At 55.5% G+C, this 18,123-nt stretch carries 26 protein-coding genes and 1 pseudogene; 10 read left to right on the top strand and 17 right to left on the bottom strand.

The window, feature by feature from the left end; all coding sequences use genetic code 11:
* Nucleotides 1-42: 42 nt before the first annotated feature.
* Nucleotides 43-966, bottom strand: a complete 924-nt coding sequence (locus tag ACFO6X_RS05110; protein ID WP_382430716.1) for a KilA-N domain-containing protein — start codon at nucleotides 964-966, stop codon at nucleotides 43-45.
* A gap of 76 nt (nucleotides 967-1,042) precedes the next feature.
* Nucleotides 1,043-1,210, bottom strand: coding sequence for a hypothetical protein (locus ACFO6X_RS05115; RefSeq protein ID WP_382430718.1), 168 nt, complete (start codon nucleotides 1,208-1,210; stop codon nucleotides 1,043-1,045).
* Nucleotides 1,211-1,316: 106 nt separating this feature from the next.
* Between ACFO6X_RS05115 and ACFO6X_RS05120 the strand changes: the two genes are divergently transcribed.
* On the top strand, nucleotides 1,317-1,640 hold the full coding sequence (locus tag ACFO6X_RS05120) for an Arc family DNA-binding protein (protein WP_382430720.1): 324 nt from the start codon (nucleotides 1,317-1,319) through the stop codon (nucleotides 1,638-1,640).
* A gap of 26 nt (nucleotides 1,641-1,666) precedes the next feature.
* Here the strand turns inward: ACFO6X_RS05120 and ACFO6X_RS05125 are convergent, their stop codons facing one another.
* The 10 genes from ACFO6X_RS05125 to ACFO6X_RS05170 form a co-directional block, all read right to left on the bottom strand.
* Nucleotides 1,667-3,970 carry a portal protein gene (locus tag ACFO6X_RS05125; protein WP_382430722.1) on the bottom strand — a complete coding sequence of 768 codons (2,304 nt, stop codon included), beginning with the start codon at nucleotides 3,968-3,970 and terminating at the stop codon, nucleotides 1,667-1,669.
* Entirely contained in the window at nucleotides 3,963-4,379 is a 417-nt protein-coding gene (locus ACFO6X_RS05130; RefSeq protein WP_382430724.1) for a hypothetical protein, read from the bottom strand. The genes ACFO6X_RS05125 and ACFO6X_RS05130 overlap by 8 nt, the downstream gene beginning before the upstream one ends.
* 28 nt (nucleotides 4,380-4,407) lie before the next feature.
* A complete protein-coding gene (locus ACFO6X_RS05135; protein ID WP_382430726.1) occupies nucleotides 4,408-5,994 on the bottom strand; it encodes a terminase in 1,587 nt (528 codons plus the stop codon).
* On the bottom strand, nucleotides 5,975-6,691 hold the full coding sequence (locus ACFO6X_RS05140; protein WP_382430728.1) for a terminase small subunit: 717 nt from the start codon (nucleotides 6,689-6,691) through the stop codon (nucleotides 5,975-5,977). Before ACFO6X_RS05140 ends, ACFO6X_RS05135 begins: the two co-directional genes overlap by 20 nt.
* A gap of 124 nt (nucleotides 6,692-6,815) precedes the next feature.
* On the bottom strand, nucleotides 6,816-7,145 hold the full coding sequence (locus ACFO6X_RS05145) for a hypothetical protein (protein ID WP_382430730.1): 330 nt from the start codon (nucleotides 7,143-7,145) through the stop codon (nucleotides 6,816-6,818).
* Nucleotides 7,142-7,582: a RuvC family protein gene (locus ACFO6X_RS05150; protein ID WP_382430732.1), complete on the bottom strand. Its 441-nt coding sequence runs from the start codon at nucleotides 7,580-7,582 to the stop codon at nucleotides 7,142-7,144. The genes ACFO6X_RS05145 and ACFO6X_RS05150 overlap by 4 nt, the downstream gene beginning before the upstream one ends.
* Nucleotides 7,579-8,358, bottom strand: a complete 780-nt coding sequence (locus ACFO6X_RS05155; protein ID WP_382430734.1) for an ATP-binding protein — start codon at nucleotides 8,356-8,358, stop codon at nucleotides 7,579-7,581. Before ACFO6X_RS05155 ends, ACFO6X_RS05150 begins: the two co-directional genes overlap by 4 nt.
* The gene (locus tag ACFO6X_RS05160; RefSeq protein ID WP_382430736.1) at nucleotides 8,358-9,440 is read right to left on the bottom strand and encodes a DUF1376 domain-containing protein; all 1,083 of its coding nucleotides are present in this window, start codon (nucleotides 9,438-9,440) and stop codon (nucleotides 8,358-8,360) included. The genes ACFO6X_RS05155 and ACFO6X_RS05160 overlap by 1 nt, the downstream gene beginning before the upstream one ends.
* A complete protein-coding gene (locus ACFO6X_RS05165; protein WP_382430738.1) occupies nucleotides 9,437-9,808 on the bottom strand; it encodes a hypothetical protein in 372 nt (123 codons plus the stop codon). Before ACFO6X_RS05165 ends, ACFO6X_RS05160 begins: the two co-directional genes overlap by 4 nt.
* The gene (locus ACFO6X_RS05170) at nucleotides 9,805-10,230 is read right to left on the bottom strand and encodes a hypothetical protein (protein ID WP_382430740.1); all 426 of its coding nucleotides are present in this window, start codon (nucleotides 10,228-10,230) and stop codon (nucleotides 9,805-9,807) included. Before ACFO6X_RS05170 ends, ACFO6X_RS05165 begins: the two co-directional genes overlap by 4 nt.
* Before the next feature lie 77 nt (nucleotides 10,231-10,307).
* Here ACFO6X_RS05170 and ACFO6X_RS05175 point away from each other — a divergent pair, with 77 nt between their 5' ends.
* Nucleotides 10,308-10,655, top strand: a complete 348-nt coding sequence (locus ACFO6X_RS05175; RefSeq protein WP_382430742.1) for a hypothetical protein — start codon at nucleotides 10,308-10,310, stop codon at nucleotides 10,653-10,655.
* 209 nt (nucleotides 10,656-10,864) lie between these two features.
* Here ACFO6X_RS05175 and ACFO6X_RS05180 read toward each other — a convergent pair whose 3' ends face one another.
* A complete protein-coding gene (locus tag ACFO6X_RS05180; protein ID WP_382430744.1) occupies nucleotides 10,865-11,104 on the bottom strand; it encodes a transcriptional regulator in 240 nt (79 codons plus the stop codon).
* Between the two features lie 81 nt (nucleotides 11,105-11,185).
* Between ACFO6X_RS05180 and ACFO6X_RS05185 the strand changes: the two genes are divergently transcribed.
* Genes ACFO6X_RS05185 through ACFO6X_RS05195 form a run of 3 tightly spaced genes read left to right on the top strand, consistent with a single transcriptional unit; the run spans nucleotide 11,186 to nucleotide 13,887 of the window.
* Nucleotides 11,186-11,887 (top strand): S24 family peptidase, encoded by a 702-nt coding sequence (locus tag ACFO6X_RS05185; protein ID WP_382430746.1) that lies wholly within the window; start codon nucleotides 11,186-11,188, stop codon nucleotides 11,885-11,887.
* Between the two features lie 36 nt (nucleotides 11,888-11,923).
* Nucleotides 11,924-13,111: a DUF262 domain-containing protein gene (locus tag ACFO6X_RS05190; protein ID WP_382430748.1), complete on the top strand. Its 1,188-nt coding sequence runs from the start codon at nucleotides 11,924-11,926 to the stop codon at nucleotides 13,109-13,111.
* Complete coding sequence (locus ACFO6X_RS05195; RefSeq protein ID WP_382430750.1) at nucleotides 13,108-13,887, top strand: MAE_28990/MAE_18760 family HEPN-like nuclease; 780 nt, start codon at nucleotides 13,108-13,110, stop codon at nucleotides 13,885-13,887. The genes ACFO6X_RS05190 and ACFO6X_RS05195 overlap by 4 nt, the downstream gene beginning before the upstream one ends.
* Here the strand turns inward: ACFO6X_RS05195 and ACFO6X_RS05200 are convergent.
* From ACFO6X_RS05200 to ACFO6X_RS05215, 4 genes and pseudogenes are all read right to left on the bottom strand, one after another.
* Nucleotides 13,845-14,927 (bottom strand): DNA cytosine methyltransferase, encoded by a 1,083-nt coding sequence (locus ACFO6X_RS05200; protein ID WP_382430752.1) that lies wholly within the window; start codon nucleotides 14,925-14,927, stop codon nucleotides 13,845-13,847. The two genes, ACFO6X_RS05195 and ACFO6X_RS05200, sit on opposite strands and share 43 nt — an antisense overlap.
* Nucleotides 14,920-15,006, bottom strand: a pseudogene (locus tag ACFO6X_RS05205) (type II toxin-antitoxin system HigB family toxin); the annotation flags it as partial. The gene ACFO6X_RS05200 and the pseudogene ACFO6X_RS05205, both read right to left, overlap by 8 nt.
* A gap of 21 nt (nucleotides 15,007-15,027) precedes the next feature.
* On the bottom strand, nucleotides 15,028-15,327 hold the full coding sequence (locus tag ACFO6X_RS05210; protein WP_382430754.1) for an addiction module antidote protein: 300 nt from the start codon (nucleotides 15,325-15,327) through the stop codon (nucleotides 15,028-15,030).
* A 9-nt stretch (nucleotides 15,328-15,336) separates the two neighbouring features.
* Nucleotides 15,337-15,627, bottom strand: coding sequence for a type II toxin-antitoxin system RelE/ParE family toxin (locus tag ACFO6X_RS05215; protein ID WP_382430756.1), 291 nt, complete (start codon nucleotides 15,625-15,627; stop codon nucleotides 15,337-15,339).
* Between the two features lie 446 nt (nucleotides 15,628-16,073).
* Between ACFO6X_RS05215 and ACFO6X_RS05220 the strand changes: the two genes are divergently transcribed.
* The 5 genes from ACFO6X_RS05220 to ACFO6X_RS05240 all read left to right on the top strand — a co-directional run bounded on the left by ACFO6X_RS05220 (nucleotide 16,074) and on the right by ACFO6X_RS05240 (nucleotide 18,014).
* A complete protein-coding gene (locus ACFO6X_RS05220) occupies nucleotides 16,074-16,304 on the top strand; it encodes a hypothetical protein (RefSeq protein ID WP_382430758.1) in 231 nt (76 codons plus the stop codon).
* Between the two features lie 608 nt (nucleotides 16,305-16,912).
* The gene (locus ACFO6X_RS05225) at nucleotides 16,913-17,176 is read left to right on the top strand and encodes a hypothetical protein (protein WP_382430760.1); all 264 of its coding nucleotides are present in this window, start codon (nucleotides 16,913-16,915) and stop codon (nucleotides 17,174-17,176) included.
* 151 nt (nucleotides 17,177-17,327) lie between these two features.
* Entirely contained in the window at nucleotides 17,328-17,690 is a 363-nt protein-coding gene (locus ACFO6X_RS05230) for a hypothetical protein (RefSeq protein ID WP_382430762.1), read from the top strand.
* A 1-nt stretch (nucleotide 17,691) separates the two neighbouring features.
* Nucleotides 17,692-17,883 carry a hypothetical protein gene (locus tag ACFO6X_RS05235; protein WP_382430764.1) on the top strand — a complete coding sequence of 64 codons (192 nt, stop codon included), beginning with the start codon at nucleotides 17,692-17,694 and terminating at the stop codon, nucleotides 17,881-17,883.
* Complete coding sequence (locus ACFO6X_RS05240) at nucleotides 17,880-18,014, top strand: hypothetical protein (RefSeq protein WP_382430766.1); 135 nt, start codon at nucleotides 17,880-17,882, stop codon at nucleotides 18,012-18,014. Before ACFO6X_RS05235 ends, ACFO6X_RS05240 begins: the two co-directional genes overlap by 4 nt.
* The last annotated feature ends 109 nt before the right edge of the window (nucleotides 18,015-18,123 follow it).

Genomic DNA, 18,123 nt, shown 5'->3' on the forward strand with positions numbered 1-18,123 from the left:
TTCTCAGCCGACCCGCATACTGCGGGCGGCTTGCTTGCTTCGTCACGCCGCCATAGACCCCGCCCCACCACCCAACCGCCGCGCCAGCCGGTTGGTGCAGGCTTGGGCCAGTCCTGCCAGCTCGGTGTTGCTCAACAAAAAGCCGGGGTCGTTGATGCAATCAATCAACTGGCGAGTAGAGGTGACAAACTCATCATGGCCCACCCGCTGGATGACGGCAGGGGCGGCCAACTTGCTATCGGTGACGAACGAGAGTAGCCAGCGGCCAAACTTCCATTCATCATTGCCCGCCAACACCGATTCAAAAACGGCTTGCTGCACTTGGGCACCGGCTTGGGTGGCGGTTTGCATGGCGGCGTGGATGCGTTGCAAGTCCAGCACCGGGGGCATGGGGGCACCGGTATCGAACACCACACTGTTGGCATAACCATCGGGCAACTTACCCCGCAGGTAAGCGCAAACCTCATCGTACTTGGTGGCAGGCAGTTCCAGATAGCTGTTGACCCGGAATTTATGGTGTAGCCGGTTCCACGTTTCACCGAAGGTTTGCACACCGGAATCGACTACCTGATGCACCAGTTCCTTGATGTCTTGGGCTTGGGCAGGGCTGATGCGGGTGTAGTCGATGGCAGGATCGTAAGGGCGTTGTGCCGGGGTAGGAGCCGTGGCATCCAGAAACACCCGAATGACCTTGAGGTGGAAGGCGGCGCTGATCCATGCGGCGTAGGCGATGACCAGTTCGCGGGAGGCGTAGGTTCCGACCTTTGGTTTTGACGTAATAGCGGGAATTCCCGCTTTTTGAATTTCCTCCAGTAGGTCTTGCGCTTGCTGGTTGCGCAGCCATTCACTGGGTTTGTGTTTCGCTTCACCGCCTGCGGCTTTGTGCAGGTCGTTGAGGCTGAACAGATCACCGACCCGACGGACGGTTGCCCCACCAATGGTCAGTGCAGGGGTAGAATTTGACATGGAGGTTCCTTTCTTGTTTGTTTGGGACACTTCAATTGACGCCTCGGAAGGTGAGATTTCCGGGGCGTTTCCTTTTTCAGGGTTGCTTTGCATTGCAGCCCTCCTGATCCTTCTTGGCTTGCTCAATGAGCTTGTTCACTATCCATGTGATGGATCGCTCTTGTTTCTTAGCAGTCCACTTGAGCCACGCATGGGCTTCCTTGCCAACGCGAATCTTCAATTGCACATCTTCAGAATGATTCATTTGCTGCCCTTAAAAATGGATCACCGTGATCCATTTGTCGCATCATAAACCACCGTGATCCAATTCAAGAAAGACCATATGAACCACTGTGGTTTATGATCCGCACATGAGCCGTGAAGACCCACAACTAAAGATCAGGTTGCCTGCCGATATGAAAGACCGCATTGAGGAGGCGGCAAAGCAAGCGGGGCGCTCCATGAACGCCGAGATCGTGGCGAGGTTGGAGCAGACATTCCAAACTGGAACTCCAGGCGCTATAGATGTTGGCTGGCTTGCAACAGAACTGGCACAGCGGTTGTCTGGCAACGGGCTACAACTTGCTGTCATTGACGCTGCTTCATCCTCACCCCTAAGCTCTGACGTGCGCACCACAGCGGTGCCGTTGTCAAAAGCAGAGCAGTCGCCGATAGAAGAACCCCACAAGACATAAACCCGCTGCGGGCACAGAGGCTGCCTTTACGCATCCTTGCCCCGCTCTGATGCGTCCACACTATCCAGCTTGGCCTGCATCTGCGCGATGCGCTCATCACTGGCGGCCTGGATTTCTGCCACCCGCGCACGACTTTCTGCGTCGATGCGGGCCACCTCTACGCGGGTATCGGCATCGGTGCGAACCTTCATCGCCTGCGATTGCAGCTCGGCCTGAGCGCGGCGCAGCTCATCGGTCAGCCGCTCAATCTCTTGGGCCGCTTGGGCCTGCACTTGGCTGGCCATGCCAGAGGCCGCGCCACCATTGCTCCCGGCTTCTGCCTCCAGCTTCATCGCCCGCGCATTGATTTCCCGAATCTTGGCCCGCTGCTCTTCCAAAGCAGCCATCGCCATCTCCTGCTGCATCTGCATTTGCTGGGCCTGCTGCGCTTGCATCTGCTGCAACTGGGCTTGCTCCTCGGGCGTCATGGGCTTGGTTTCATCGCGCTCGCCGGTCAGTTTGCGAATCTGATCGGCTACCTCGTCTTTATTGGGCAAGTCGGAGTACTCAAACGCCATCGTCAGCAGGCGCAGGGCCACTTCCGGCGGCAGCCGCTGGGCGACATTGCTCAGGCTCTCAAACATCGCCGCCCGTAGGGTGCCCGAGTAGTCCTGCTCAGACACCACAAAATCCGAGGCGCTGGCCGTAATGTCGTTCAGATAGCGCACCGAGCCGTCGGGCTGGCGCTCTGGCTGGTTCACGCGCAACCACTCAATCGCCCCTTTCTGGCCCGTCAGGCGAATCACCTTCTCTTCGCTGTAAAACTGCTCGACCAGACTGTTTTGCTTCTCACCTTGCACCTGCACCGCCAGGCGCAGATTGTCGAAAGGCTCAGTGGTCACCACGCTACCCTGCAACTGCCGGGCCTTGATGGCCTCGCCCGATACCGCATTGGTCTGGCGGCCCATGTTCTCTTGGCTCACCCCAGCGGACTTCTGGATACTCTGGGCATCCAGCGTCATCATCTGGATCTGGCCCGTGGCCCCATCGGTATCCCGCCGTATACTGAATTCCTTGCCCGGCTTCTTGATGATCACACCATCAGGGCGGCTCACCTCATCGGCGGCTTCATTCCAATCTGCCACCGCCCCTTCTTCGGCAATGATCTGGTTGGTGTTGAGCATGAACAGCGCCTTGCTGGCCCGCTTGTTCAAGTCACGCTGCAAATCCCGCACCCGGCGCACGACCCCATAGGGCATCCGGTCACGGTTGCGCCGGTAGCACCAGATGGGGGTCAATGTGAATCGGTTGTGCCGAAACACACTCGGCCCCATGGAAAGTACGTCCGACTCGGTAAAGACAGCGATATGCACCCGCATCGTCACCTTGTCGATGATGCTCCCGCCCTGCTGATTCAGGGCTTGCACCAAGGCATCGTCGCCCTCATTAAAGTAGCTGCCCTTCATCGGGCCGCTGGCCACGACCTTGGTTCTGACGGGCTCACGGTACTGGCACTCAAAAAGGCGCACCCGGCGACGCTTCACGTCCACCATCATGCCCGTCCCTTGGGCATAAACGGCACCTGACGAACTGGCGCTATCGCTCATTGGGAACTCAACCTCGTCTTCCGCAGACCAGCTGGCATGATTGCGGCTCTCTACCGCCCGCCGGATGCAGTTCTCCCGGTCTGGAAACATCATCACTGCGATGTCTTCATCTACCCACCGCCAGCGAAAGATGTAACGGGCATCGGACAAATCCAGCTCATAGCTGGCACTGTCGTAGAGGATGTTGCGCCAATCCTCATACTTGGAATACAGAACATCCTGTGTCGGGTCATCGCGCACACCATCATCCATCCAGCCAATCCCGCCTTTCACGGCATCAGCAAACGCACGCGAACGAAGGAACTGCACCCTGTTGATGTCGCTGACGTACTTGAGCACCTGTGTCTTGATATCAGCAATCTGCACATCGTCTTCAGTGCGTGGCAGCACCTTCCAATCCACACGGGTTCGGCGCTCAGTACCAATCAACCAGTCCACCATCGGGGCAATTTCGTTGAACACCAGCGGCAACTGACCACGATCGAGCAGCGTCTGCTTGTCGTCTTCATCCCATTGCAGGTTGTCGTAGAAGTCGTGGTCAACGGCCATCTCTAGCCGGTTGGCCGATTGCTTCTCCCGCTCGTAGTAATACCAAGACAAGAGCTTGCTCAGGGTTTTGCGCGCCCCTTCACTATCGAGCGGATGGGCCTGCTGTGTTACGAGGGCACCAGCATCTGCCGCCAATTCGGCTTGGTATTGATCGCCAGAGGCACTGTGGTCGGATGAAATCTCAAACTCAGGCATAGGTCACACCGCCATGCTCAAGCTTGATGTCCTCTTCGCCAACGGCTTTCCCATCCTCACGCAGCAAAAGTCGCCCATAGGACGCCTTACTCAGCACCTTCGGTGGGGAACTGGGCATACGGATCAAGTCCGGCAGCCCCTCGTTGATGATCGTGGCCACACGAACCCAATTGGAGCGACTGGCCTCGATACCCAACACATCGCACGCAATGGCACACTGTTTGGCCAGATATGCTGGGTCGTCATATTTGTAGGCTGCCGACTCCATGACGATGTACCAAGGTGCACCAGGCCGGTAGGCTGGCATAAGCACCATGGCACGCTCGTCATTGACCCATGTGTAAACGGCGAACAGATCACCGTGCTGGCGCGTCAGGTGCGCTTTCCGTGTATCGATGGTTGCTGGCATAGTGCAGTGACGATGCCATGCTTGGTGGCTACGCGGCCATGCCAGAGCGGCGCCTGCGCACCGATTGCTCCGTTCTAGCCACCGCCCCAGACTGAAACCGCTCTCCTCCCTCGGCCACCTGACCAAACTGCCGAAACGCATCGGCACCGTGGGAGTTGTTGTCATGCAGCGGCTCACTGCTCCAGCGGCCCATCTTCGTGTTCCACACCTTTCGGTAATTGGCCAGCCGCTTGATCCCGTCACCGCAGCCCGCCTCATCAAACCAGCATGACGAGAACTGGTTGCGCGTGGACTGGATGCCGCTGATGGTCGATGTAACGCGGGGGACAATATCAAACCGCTGGCCAGGCATCAGGCCCTCCAGCATCTCTTTGATATTCTTGTTGGTATCTGGCGTCTCCCCCATGCGCTTGTATCCAGCATCGTGCGGCAGATAGTGGGTGCCAAACGCCACCCCCAGCTTTTGCAGCCACCCCACAAAGTGGATCAAATCCTCACCGCTGGCCTCGTAATAGCGAATCCAGCGGTTCTCTGGCCCTACACGCTGGTGGCACCAAATGGCTGTCATGTCGCCGCGACCAATGTCCCAGAACGTATTGACCGGGGCCGCTTCCATAGGCAGTGCAGGGAGAATACGCCCCTGTTTGCGGGCCGTGGACAACTGGGAGGCGTAATAGCAGCCCTCTGTAGAGACCTGAAAAGCCTCTTCCGGGGTGCTGGGATACTCTTGCCACATCAGCGGGGCATCGCCAGAGAAGTCGGAGTTGAGCGTGGTCACATACCAAGCGCGCTGGCCCTGCGTCAGTTCCCGGCCAATCTTCGCCTCAACCTCCGAAAAGTAGGCATTGTTGGCTTCCGTGAACACCACCCCAGTCGGATCAATGCTGTATTCAGGTGCCTGCCACCAAGCAAAGAAGTGGAATCGGTAATCCTTGGGCGTTAGATGCGCCCGCTGCTCGGCCAACGCCTTGGCACGCTGGGTCATGTCATAGAACTTGCCATCCTGCCCTTCAGCAGTCGATTCGATGATGCAGATACCAGAAAGCGGCACGGCGGGGATAGACCCAGTGACCACCTCTTGGGCCTTCTCGGGGTACTTCGCACAGATTTTTCCGAATTCCGAGATGTGCAAGCGGTGAATAGTCCCAGACCGCATGGACGTGGCCACACGAATGCTGGAGCCATTGTGGGCGAACTCGATTTCATTGGCCGTGCGTTTTGCAAACGGCATCTGGGCCTTGAGTTCTTCGGGCAACTGGTCGTATGCGAACAGCACCTTCCCCCGGAATATTGCCTCGGCCGCCTCACGATCCTGCGCCACGATGCCGCACCGGATAGGTGCCTTCGAGAATAGAGCCGTATCGAGCCACAAGATGCACACCAATGTCGTGAACCCCAGCTGCCGGGCCTTGAGAATGATGTTTCGATGGTGCAGCCGTGCGATCAGCCTGCGCTGCGCCCGGTTGGGCTTGAATGTGATGACCAGATCATCGCCGGGGCTGCCCTCATCGCCCTCATCCCCCTTGATGATGATCTTGTAGAGGTTGGACAGCCGCCACATGGGGTCGTCCAGCTTCATGGCCAAGTCGTCCACCTCACTCACTGGGCAGGCCATCGGCACCCCCATCTTTGACCACGCCAACCACATTGCCGCGCAGACCCTCCATCAGCGTTGCCAGAGGGTCAGCCTTTTGTTTGTTGTCTTTCTCATACAGGCCAAGGTGCTTGAACAGCTTCTCCATCGCTGCTGACTTGTCGTGCATCTGAATCTCGATGCCAAACTTGGTTTGCTTGGCCCCGGCATACAAAGCCCGCGCTTTCTCAGACAGATGCCGGGTATCTTTGAGTGCCACACGCGAAATGCCATCACCGCCGCACTCAGGGCATTCGGGGTTAGGCAACAGAATTGGGCTGAAACCAATCCCACCTTGCTCATCAAACTCCGCCGGATCGTTGCCTTTGTCCAACCAGATTTCCCGGTCATGGTTGAACTCTTGGATGGTGCGCTGGTGCTTGAAGCCCTCGCCGTAGCAGCACCGGCAGCAGCCCACCTTCACATCTACCAGCTCGCGCGGGTCTGCCGTGGCGATGTTCCACGCCTCTAGCAGCACCTTGTCTGCGGTGATGGCGGTACGTTCCTGCTGCTCTTTACGGGCCTGCGCAATCGCCTCCTGAATGCTAAGTTTTGCTAAGAGTTGAGAGGCTTGCTCATTCGCAGTGTGTTTGCTGTAACCAGCACGGATAGCTGCTTGTGTGCCATTGAGATCTACCAAATACTCATGAACAAACCGCTGCTGCTTGGGTGGCAACACAGCTGGCCTGCTGTCCGGGCTGCCTTTGGGCAGGTTTGTCTTGGGTTTTCGCATCATTGGCGCAGTGTCTGCACCGGCCCATTGCTAGGTCAAACCGCCAAGCATGGGCGGTAAAGAACCCCCATCACCGCGTCACTCTGTCCTGCGCTCGGTTGCTAGCCTCTCGACTGCGCCAGACCTCGACACGAAGTTGTGCGGCCACCTGCCGCCAGCGCAACTCCTCCTCAACCTGCACAGCCTCCCGTAGTCCTTCCAGCAATTGGATGTACTCTGGGTGGCTGTAGGCGTACTGCTCACGGGCGTTTGCGGCCTTTTCGGTGCATTCGGCCATCAGCAGTGCCTTTTTACTTTTCCGAAATTCTTCGAGATAGACCCGATTAGCCTTGGCTTGGGCAAATTTCACGGCGTTGGACACCATGAAATCCACCACCCGGTTTGGGTCGATCTCGCTCACCCCCGCAGCTCCCGTGAAGGCACAGCACGGCGGTAGGGCCACGCAACCATCGCCGCGTCACGGCTGTGTTCATTGGTGCTTCCACTCCAACCGGTGATGCGCGCAAAGCGGCCAGCATCCACCTTCGCCCCCTTGCTTGCCGGGCTAACCCCATGTGCTGGAATGCCTAGCTCTTCGCAGATGGATGCAATCAAGCTGCACCAAGCATCAATCTGCCCCACGTTACGCGCCATCTTTGCACTGGCAGCGGCAGTTTTGGCCCGGGTCCATGTGTGACTTTGCAAACGACTGTCCTCAAAAACAACCCGGGCAGGCATCCGTTCTCGCAATGTGCGCTCGATTTGGTGGGGGGCGATGGTCTCAAGATGCTCCAGTACACCATCCGCAAAAACCGCAATGCCGGTGTGAGCGCCGGGGTCGATGCCCATGATGCTCATGCCACCCGCCCCCGCCAGCTTTCCCAGTCGAACGGGATCGATTGCCCACCACCCTCGCGCAGCCGATCAAAGATACGTTCACCCAGATATTCCTGCACCTCATCCAAAGGCAGGTTAGACAGCATCAAGGTTGGCTTGCGCTTTTCGTAGCGTTCGTTGATCACATCGAACAGGATCTGGCGTTCAGTTTCGCTGCCAAACTGCACCCCCACCTCATCCAAGATCAGCAGATCTGGGGATGCCAACGCCGCCACAGCTTCGCTTTCAGTCTCCCGGCTGCTACGGCTCCAGGTGTCCTTCACTCGGCGGATAGCCCGCTTGACCGTCATGAACAGCACCGTCCGGCAATCGCGGTGCATCAGGCGTAAACCAATACCAGCGGCTAGGTGCGTCTTCCCGGTACCGATATGGCCAATGAACAGCGCACTGCGCCCGGTTCTAAGCACCTCGTCAAATCCATCTGCATAGGCCGTGGCAAAGGCCAGCGCCTTTTTTTGCTCCGGCGTCTCGGCAACATAGTTCTTCAAGGTGCGGTCTTGGAAACGCTCCGGGATGCCAGAGTCACCAATGCGCTGCTGCCACGCTGCCAGTGCATCTGCACGCTCTTGGGCTGCTGCTTGCGCCTGCACTTGGGCTGCCTTGGGACGCTCACATTCAGGGCACTTTGACCAGATGGCGCCGAAGTAGTGTGTCGAGGTGTACGGGCCGTGGGTGTCGCACGAAATAGTGCGTGGGGGCTGGCGTGTGTCCAGCAAACTGCCGATGTTTTTTATCATCACAGCATCCCTCCAACGTAGCGTTTCTCTGAGAATTTGGTGGTGGTCTTGGGTGACTTGCTGCCAGCACCGGCACCAGCCACGGCAGCACTGGCCATTGCGGCGGCGCGCTGCATTTGGCCCTTCACGGTGCCGATCACGTAGGCAAAAGCGTTGCTGGGCAAGTTACCGCGCTCACGCATATCGCGGGCTGCCTGAACAAAGCTGTCCACCGTGGCACCAGCATCGAGCAGGACGCGCAAGTCAGGGTGCGATGGGTTGGTGCTGGCCATGCCCTCGGCCTTCAGGGCCAGACACACCGCGCTGGCCATTTGGCTCTTGGGCGTGGTGCTGCAAGGGGGAATGTTGCCTAGGTCGTCGTCTGCATCATCAGCTGCAATGGGGCTGATAGAAACCACACCCACACCGCCGTCAGGCGCATCCCCCGGTTGAGGCTCACGCGCTGGTTGATCAATAGCTGCCGCTGGCTGTGTGTTGGTATTGGTATTTAAATATCCCTCTCCTTCTCTCTCTCCCTTGGATGCCATGTCGCTAGGGACAGCATCGGGACAATCTTGGTTGTCGCTAGGGACATCTGTTTTTGGCTCTGGGCTGTCGCTGGCGATTGGATGGCCCATTGGTCGGCCTGCTGCCAGCCATTCTTCATATTGGGGCAGGGGGTAAGCAGTCTTGTTGCGCTCGTTGTGCTTCTTGATGCGGGCACACTCGGTCTTCCAGCGTTGTTGCAGCTTGGACTCCCAAGCCGTGTTCGCCTTCTCAGCCACCGTCTTGTGGTACAGGCGGCCATCGCTGCATTTCACCCAGCCATGCAGGGCACCTGCCTTGTGCTTGCGCCACTCACGCACTACCCGGCCATAGCCCGCTAGGTTGGCCAACACCCGGTCATCGTCGGGTAGGCTGCCAGCGGGCACCTGGTGCCAAGCGGAGCACCACAGCAGCACCGCCGCCCAGCAGGCCTCTGGAGATTCAGTGAGCGCCATGTCGCTGTCGCGTAGGCGCTTCACATCCAGCAGCATGAACGGAAAATCCCGCAAGTCGCAGTCTGCGGGGGTCAGGGGGGCTAGGGTGGTGGTGCTACTCATGTGCTCTCCAGCTTCTTGGCGCGATAGCGCTTGTACCGGCTATTGCGGTTGTCAGCGCCAGACTCAATCAGGGACAGTGCTTGCAAATAAAGTAAGGCCCAGCACACCGACTTGGTACTGCGCTGGGTAGCCAGCAGGAGCTGTGCGTGGGTCATCCATGCGCCTGTCTTGCGCAATACAGCCAGCACCGCCCACGATGCCGACCCCACTTTGATCGTGCCCGGCTTGGAGCCTGTGGGGCTGTACCGGGGCACCTCCAGCGGCATAGAGTTTCTGACTCCATTGCGCCCAGACGGATAGGTGCCCATACGCTGCAATTGCGCTGTCGTCCATGACGACGGTGTTGGCGTTCGGAGTGTGGGGTTCACAAAATCCCCCGGCTATTCGTCGGGTGGCCTTTGGCAGCGCCGCGTGTCATCCTCACGGCCATGACCAAACGACCGAAGGCGTGGCGCTCCAGTACGGCATCTTTGTATTCCTGTACCGAGATGCCGTGCAGTGTGGCCAAGGCCGCCAGGGCTTCTTCCATACCAATATGGCATTCGCTGTGGTCTGCGGCCACATGGTTGCCCATCCTGCGCTGTGCAATAGCCAGTGCCCCCCAAGCGTCTTGCTCTAGGGATTCACGGATGCACTCCGCCTTGGGACGACTTCTCAGGGTGGAAATGGTGATGAACGCATCATTGAGCTCATCGGAGCACGGAACATCCAGCCGAGAGGTCATCTTCCCGCCGGGGTCGGTGCGGCCACTGCGGGCCAACATGGTGGTGGAGTTCATGGGGTCAGGCATGGGCTGGCTCCTGAATGGTGGCCGGGGTTGCTTTGCCACAATGGGAGTTCCTCAACAACCCAGCAAAAGCCCCGGCCATGAAAGAAAAAGATGTCACCGCATCATTGGTGAAAGCCATAGAACAGCTGTACCAACGATCCGATGCTATGACCGATCTGATTGCGCTCATTTGTCTGCACCTTCGGGCAATCGACTCCACCACCGCCGAATCCATTGCAAAACTGTTGGAGGGCCTGCCAAAAGTCGAGTCAGCCACGATGACCGAGGAGTTGAAATGGCTGGCTCAACACTTGACACCGATCTTGCAGGGCGATCCGGACGCGCCACTGCTCCTGAGCGTGCGAAAACCCCCGCCTGTTCGAGATCGCGAAGCGTTACGCGATCTGCTTCAGGTTCTGCCCGGAGGGAAGCAAGAATCGCCTTAAGTTCTTGCCCATCCTGTGCAGAGTTGGTATCAATGGCAGGAACTGATAGTGCAGCCAGAGCAGCAGCCGTAGCCTGCTCATTCCTACCGTGGTGTTGGGTGGCCTGTGCGGCCAAATACACCTGCGCCACCTTATGCCCAAAAGCCACAGGGTCACGCTCTGTGGTGGAATTGCTGCGCGCCCACTCGGTGGCGGCCATCAGGAGAAGATCAGGCATTTCCCACCCCCTGTTCGGTGGTGGCGGCCTTAGCCGTGCCGCGCAAGTAGGCCCAATCCACATCCGGGCGCAGTTCTTCGCAGGTGATGACGCGGCGGCTCTCACGCTCGAGGACGATGCACAGCTCAGGACTGGCAGGCTTGCGCCCCGTCAGCACTTGATAGAGGTAGGCATCACCAATGCCGCTTTTTTTGGCAAGCTCGCGGCGGGCTTCAATGGGAATTTGCGTCATACGCCGAATTCTAGCGTTACGTTAGAAATCATGGAAGCGTTTCGTTGATTTTTTTGTCTAGCGAATTGCTATAACCCTGCCATGGAAAAAATAGACCCGTCTGTTGATGCGCTCAAGCACCTGTGCCAGAAGGTGGGCGGCCACAAGATGCTGGCTCTTGAAATTGGTGTTAACGATCAAACCATCTACCAGATCGTCAGCGGAGTAAAACTGCCATCAGGCAATCCCAAAGGCGTAGGGCCAACCCTGCGGCGCAAAATTGAAGCGCATTACCCCAACTGGCTGGCCAGTGGCAAAGGAGAAACAGCCCCGCTGACCGCAGGGCTTGGACTGGCGCCAACGTCGATTGCGCTGGAGAACAACCCAGACTACCCAGCCGTGCGCCGGGTTCAGTTCAAGCTCTCCGCAGGTGCCACAGGCTTCGGCGTGGAGTACCGTGAAGAAGATGGTGCCCCCATCGTGTTTCAGCGCCAGTGGTATGAAGGCCGTGGCCTCCGCCCCGACAAGCTGTTTGCTATCAAGGTAGCCAACCACAGCATGGAGCCGGGCCTGTTTGATGGCGACACAGTAGTCGTCAATACTGACAGCGTAACGCCCAAAGATGGCGTAGTGTTTGCCGTCAATTACGAAGGCGAGATGGTCATTAAACGGCTGGCGCGTGACGGCGGCCAATGGTGGCTGTGCTCAGACAACCCCGACCAGCGCCGCTACCCACGCAAAGTTTGCGATGAGCACAGCATCATTATTGGTGAGATTGTGCATAAGCAAAGTGAACGAATTTAGTGCGCTCTGAATTTAAAAAATTAATTGGGGAAACTAATGCCGACCGAAAAAAATACATCTATCGCCAATCCAGATAAAGCATCATTGGTTGATAACCATATTGATGAACTGCAAAAAATTACTGATTACGAAATCAGAGAATGGCCAATTGAAGTGTTGGTGGAAAAATTCATCAATGGCCGCGAAACTGACGAATCTGAAATATTTATACCGGATTACCAAAGAGAAATGATTTGGTCTGCAAAACAGCAGTCTAGGTTTATTGAGTCCATACTAATAAAATTGCCAGTTCCATTTATTTTCGCTGGCGATGTACCTAATGGCCCTAGAAAAGGATGCCTTGAAATTATTGATGGCTCCCAGCGAATAAGAACACTTGATAATTTTTTATCTGGGCGACTTGAATTAGAAGGCCTTACAAAACTCACCAGTGCCATTGGCTTAAGATTCTATGATCTAAGCAAGCCACGGCAACTTCGGTTTAAGCGATCAACCATTCGAGTAATTGAACTAACTGAGCAGGCCGATGAAGATGCACGCCGAGAAATGTTTGATCGCCTAAATTCTGGCGGTACAAAGCTCAGTAATATGGAGATACGCCGTGGTGTGATTGATGGGCCATTTATGCAGTTCATTACTGAATTGGCATCAGACCAAAGATTTAAGAATCTTGTGCCTCTTAATGATCGTAATATCAAAAGAAAAGAATATGAAGAAATAGTTCTGCGCTACTTTTCATATCTTAACAACTATAAAAACTTTGAAAAGAGTGTTGATGGTTTTCTAACTGAATATCTTAGGGAGAAAAACAAGAATTTTTCTGATAATGAGAAAAATAGCATGAGGGCCGAGTTTGACAATATGCTTTCATTTGTGGAAAACAAATTCCCCAACGGCTTCAAGCGAAAAGATTACACTACTGTTCCCAGAATTCGCTTTGAAGCGATTTCTGTTGGTGTCTCATTGGCTCTCCGTGAAAACCCAACCCTACAACCAACAACCGTAGATAGTTGGCTTGATAGTCATGAATTCATCAGGCATACCCGGTCAGATGCTAGCAATTCTCGACCAAAACTCATTAATCGCATTCACTATGTGCGTGATAATTTACTAAATCGATCTCTTCAAGAAGATCAAGATACGGCAATCGTAGAATCAAGCGCCAATCATGATGCCCCACCCGATGAAGAAGATATCTTGCTTCAAACAAGTCTTTTCTCATGAATTGTGTACCAATTACTGATGCCCTCCTGCAAGATCGCAAAGCAGAAGTCGATGACTATTTGAAGTTTCTTGAGGTGGCTTTAGAGCGGAATTCTATCATCTCTGCCAATGGCGGAGCGACTTCGCTATCGCTCTCTATTAATATAACCCATACACTTAAGGCCAATCTGCTTCTGTTGCTATACAGCGCAATGGAGGCTACACTCATCCAATTATTAGATGAAATGCACGACGCTATCAACAGCAACTGTGATAGTGCAGATAACCTCAATAGTGAGTTGCTTCGTCTTGTTTTAAAAACATTTCAAAAAAATGCAAACACACAATCTTTTTCTGCCAACTCTCCTCTGCATCAGGAGTTATTCAAGCACTGGATGAACGACTGGCAAGGAAAAACCACTGCAAAGGAAAAACGCAGTGACGGTATTTCCGGAAGTGTCGATGGTGTGGTTTTCTACAAACAACTCAAGAAATTCGGTGTAATTGCAGCAACACCAAATGACAAGCCACCCCCTCATTTAACCCACTGGGCACTCCAGAAAATAAAAAATGATCGCAATGATCTCGCTCATGGCGAAAAGAGCTTTGTTGATCTAGGGCGGATGCTCTCACTGGAAGAGCTTAAAATAAATGCAGAGGCTGTTTTCGTTACTCTTAAAAATATAGCCCTTGAAGTTGATAGCTACCTATCTAGTAAATGTTACTTGGCCATCCCTTCTACAATAGGATCAGCTCAGATAACAGGTGCTCTGCCATCAATAGGTAACGAAACATAGAGTGAGCGGGCCACGGCTTCGCCCAATTTTGGAGGAACAGCGTTACCAATGAGCCGCGCAACAGACTTAATAGTTACCTCGCCACCCTCTGGCACAAATTGGTAGTCTTCTGGAAACGATTGGAAGATAGCCGCCTCACGCAACGTGATAGCCCGATTTTGCTCTGGATGACCAAAGCGCCCATTGCCATAGCCATTGCACAGTGTCGTCATGGTGGGTGCTGGTTTGTCCCACTCCATGCGACCATACACTCCTGCCGAATGCTTGCCGCTTTCCCGTTGGTGACACGCAGCCACCAGATGCTGGGGCCAGTCACGCCAAGTGCCCCCCGGCTTGCTGGCACGAATGCGGGCACGGTTCAGCTCCGAGAGCGTAGAAGCCACATGCAAGGGGTCTTTTCTGCTGGCTTGCCCGTCAGTGAGCTTCTCAAGGTGCCCTATTGCCTGTCGCACTGTCACCCATTTCTCAGGCCCCTCATGGGTGGGTTTTGGCACCGCTACAGGGCCAAGCCTTGAGGCTACTAACACCAAACGCTTACGTTGTTGAGGTGCACCATAGTTGGCAGCACTCACTACCGCATAGTCAACGTGGTAATTGCCACGTTGTAGCGCCTCTAAAAAGTCTTGGAATGGCTCCGCTTCTTGCAAGCGGGGTACATTTTCCATTGTCACCAAGTCCGGCTGGCACTCACTGACCAGCCGGGCAAACTCGCAAAGCAGCCGCCACTTGGCCTTATCCACTGTAGCGGTATTGGCGTAGCTAGAAAAAGGCTGACAAGGTGCGCATCCTGCGAGGAGACGGACAGCACCAGGAGACCATAGCGCATGGAGCTCATCACCCTTGATCGTGCTGACGTCACGCAGGAAAAACTTTGCTCCTTTGTGGTTAGCTTCGTAGGGAAACTGACACGCAGGATCAACATCTATCCCCGCCACGACATGCACTCCTTGAGTAGCAAGGCCATAGCTCAAGCCACCAGCACCACAAAACAAGTCGATACCCTCAATGGTGGGATGAGTAGTCTTTTTCTTATCAGTCATGGAATTCTTTCAATTTTGCTGCGGCCACCACCAAGCGATAGTCGTTGCCCTTGATGTTGAAAACGACGCGGCGATTTTTAAGAACTTTTTTCTACCTGCTTCAGCTATGGGCTATTGGCCCCACACTCAGGCGCAGTCCCAGCGCGTGCGTTACCTTCAAAATGGTGGCAAAACTAGGATTGCCCTCGCCAGACAATGCTTTGTAAAGGCTCTCGCGCCCCAGCCCTGTGTCCCGTGCTAATTGAGACATGCCACGCGCACGCGCTATGGTGCCTAACGCGCTGGCGATAAAAGCCGCATCGTCCCCTGCTTCTTCTATGCAAACCTGTAGATACAGCGCCATGTCCTCTTCGGTCTTGAGGTGCTCAGCACTATCCCATTTGCGTAACTTGATGCCCATGATGATCTCCTACAGTTGCCGTGCCAGATGCAGCGCCGCCTTGATATCTTTGGCCTGAGTAGATTTGTCGCCACCGGCCAGCAAAATCACCAACTCCATCCCGCGCTGGGTGAAATACACCCGATAGCCGGGGCCATAGTCGATGCGCATCTCAGAGACGCCCTCACCCACGGGTTTGACGTCACCAAGGCTTCCGCGCTCGGCTCGGTCAATGCGCACCTGAACCCGCATCGCGGCTTGCCTATCTTTTAACCCCTCAAACCAAGCATCAAAAACTTGGGTGGTTTGAATACTGCGCATGGCCCAATTGTATCCTATTTGATACACAAAGTACTCCTTCCCACCCACCACCCATACCTATTGGAAAAACTAGGGGTTTACCCTATGTTTTGAGAATTTATAGCGTTTCGCTTGTTTTATTCTATCGTTTCGCTAGAATTCTACCATGCCGCAAAAAACGCGGCGTGGGCACCGGGTCATCGGACAGGCACGCCCTTGGCCTTTAAAAACTCAACACGCAAAGAGCAGCCGAAAGGTTGCGCTGCCAAAAGCTAGGCAGTCCCAGTCCGCCGAAGCGCGGTACACGGGTAGGGAAGGGCCTGCGCAGAGAGGGCAGGAGGATGTCACCAGCAAGGTGCCGAATGTTGATTCGGCCAAACGGATACCAGAGTCCGCACGCCTTAGAGATAGGGCGGAAACCTGAGCATCGCGGGTCGGTGCTGTGGTTTCCACAACAGGAGATAGGCATGGAAAACGTAAACAACACTGGCATCAACATCAAGTGCTTCTACAAAGTGCCACGCGGATTTGGGCTGCCGTTTGCTGGCCGCTGGCTCAAAGCTATCGGCCACCGCCTCAACTGCGTCGAGTTTGTTGCTGCCGGAGGAACCGTCGCAAGTCTTGATAACGAATCTGCGGAGTTGCTGGCCCGAAATGCAGACGCCACTCGCCTCACAAGCCCACAGGCATTTCACTGACGATTTGCCAGCACCCGGCCCAGCGCCGGGCCTTCAAGTGGATACCTTACGGATCGTCGTCTTGGCCGCGACGAATAACTCTCCGGGGTTGTGTTGAGGAATGGTGCCCCATCCAAACCGCAGGGTATCCACTTGAGGGCAGTGAAACATTCAACGCACGACAGGCCAGAAATGACGCGCATACCGCGCAGCACTGCCTTCTACTTTTGACAATTTAGAGGTGATCGAAATGTAGGAACCCAGCCAGCCTGCGGCATGCAGGCGCGCACCCCCTCCGCGCTTAGAGGGGCCATCAGGTAGGCGCTTTGCCACTGGGACTTCCCGGTGGGGAGCGCAAAGCGTCTTCCTGATAGCACCATAGAACATCAATCAGAGAAAACCTATGACAATCGTCAGATGAGGCGGCTCTGCACCGCCAAGAGCAGAAAAAAAGCAGCTTTTCTACCCGGCCCAGTGCCAGGCCTTGTGCGATGCCTACCGAGTGTGGGTATCCCAGAGGGTGCTGAACAAGCAACAACACCGGCAGTGTGAGCGCGCAATCGCGTACCAGCGCCCTCTACCTATCAACCCCAGCCCGCGCACCCAGCGGGCTTTTTCATATCCTGACCATGCCAGCACCAGACACGAAACCACCAGAATCTTCAGCCAAGTTGCTTGCAGAAATGATGCAGCGTGAAATCTTGGGACATGGAAACGACGCAGCAGTTCTAGCTAGGCTAGAGGCGCTCACTGAAGAAGTACGGGCGCTGCGTGAAGAACTGACGCCGTCGCCGTCTGGCCTTATCACTGGCCGCCACGCAATCATTGAGTTTGACAGGCTATGCACGAGACTGGAACAACCGCACTGGAACAACCGTAGCCAACTTTCCTGAAAAACGTTCCAACTTAAACACCCCACTACACAGAGAGATTTTTACGTTTGGAACATTTACGACTGGAATGACCATCAGAAATGTTCCAGATGTTTCAACTCCCCAGCCCGCACTAGCGGGCTTTTTTTCGCCCATCCCCAAGGAGAAGTCCATGTTCTACACAGCAAACCCTGAACTCGATGCCGCCCGGCATGAAGATGCAATGGAAGCGGCGCAAGAGGCCACTGCCCATGAATACCAACAGGTGGCAGCCGACATTCGCTACCTGTTCACTGAGCTGGTGATGACTGCGCCACTGATGCGCCTGACCGCACCGCAACTGCGCAGCACCGGCAGCGGCATCTTGCCCGTGCCCATCATCGAAGCCATCGACGACTCGCTCACCTACAGCAAGCCCCACGATGCACTGATGGCCGTCATTGCGCAAAGCCAATGCCCACTGGTGGCCCACTTGCGCGAAGCGTTGGCCCAGCACTGGATCGACCACCATGCTCAAGATTTGGCGGGGGTGTGACATGAAACTGCCCATTAAAGCCATCTCAGCCCAAATGGTGCCCTGCTATCAAGTTGGGGTCATCAGCATGACACTGGAGATGTCCAAAGACCAAGTGCTGCGAATGCTCGATGAGATGGCCAAGCAAGTCACCCCCGAAGTGCTGGTGGAAATGCTGGACTCGGTGCTGGAATGCGCGGGGGTGGAGCAATGAGCCGCTACATCGTCAAGATTGGACGCCATCAGTTTGACGCCATCGGCCCCAGTACCAAGGCCGTCTATAACCAAGCTGCCTTGGATTACCCAGAGGCGCGCAGCATCATTGTGCTGTGCGTGCGGCAATGAGCCGCATCACCGTCTGGATCATCACAGCCGCTCTCGTAGCGGCTTTTTTGTGCGCCGGGCCTTCTATCGACGGCCCGTTCCAAGAAAGGCTGGTCGCCAATGTGCCTTA

It is taken from the genome of Giesbergeria sinuosa (assembly GCF_042652905.1).
GTDB classification, from domain to species: domain Bacteria; phylum Pseudomonadota; class Gammaproteobacteria; order Burkholderiales; family Burkholderiaceae_C; genus Simplicispira; species Simplicispira sinuosa.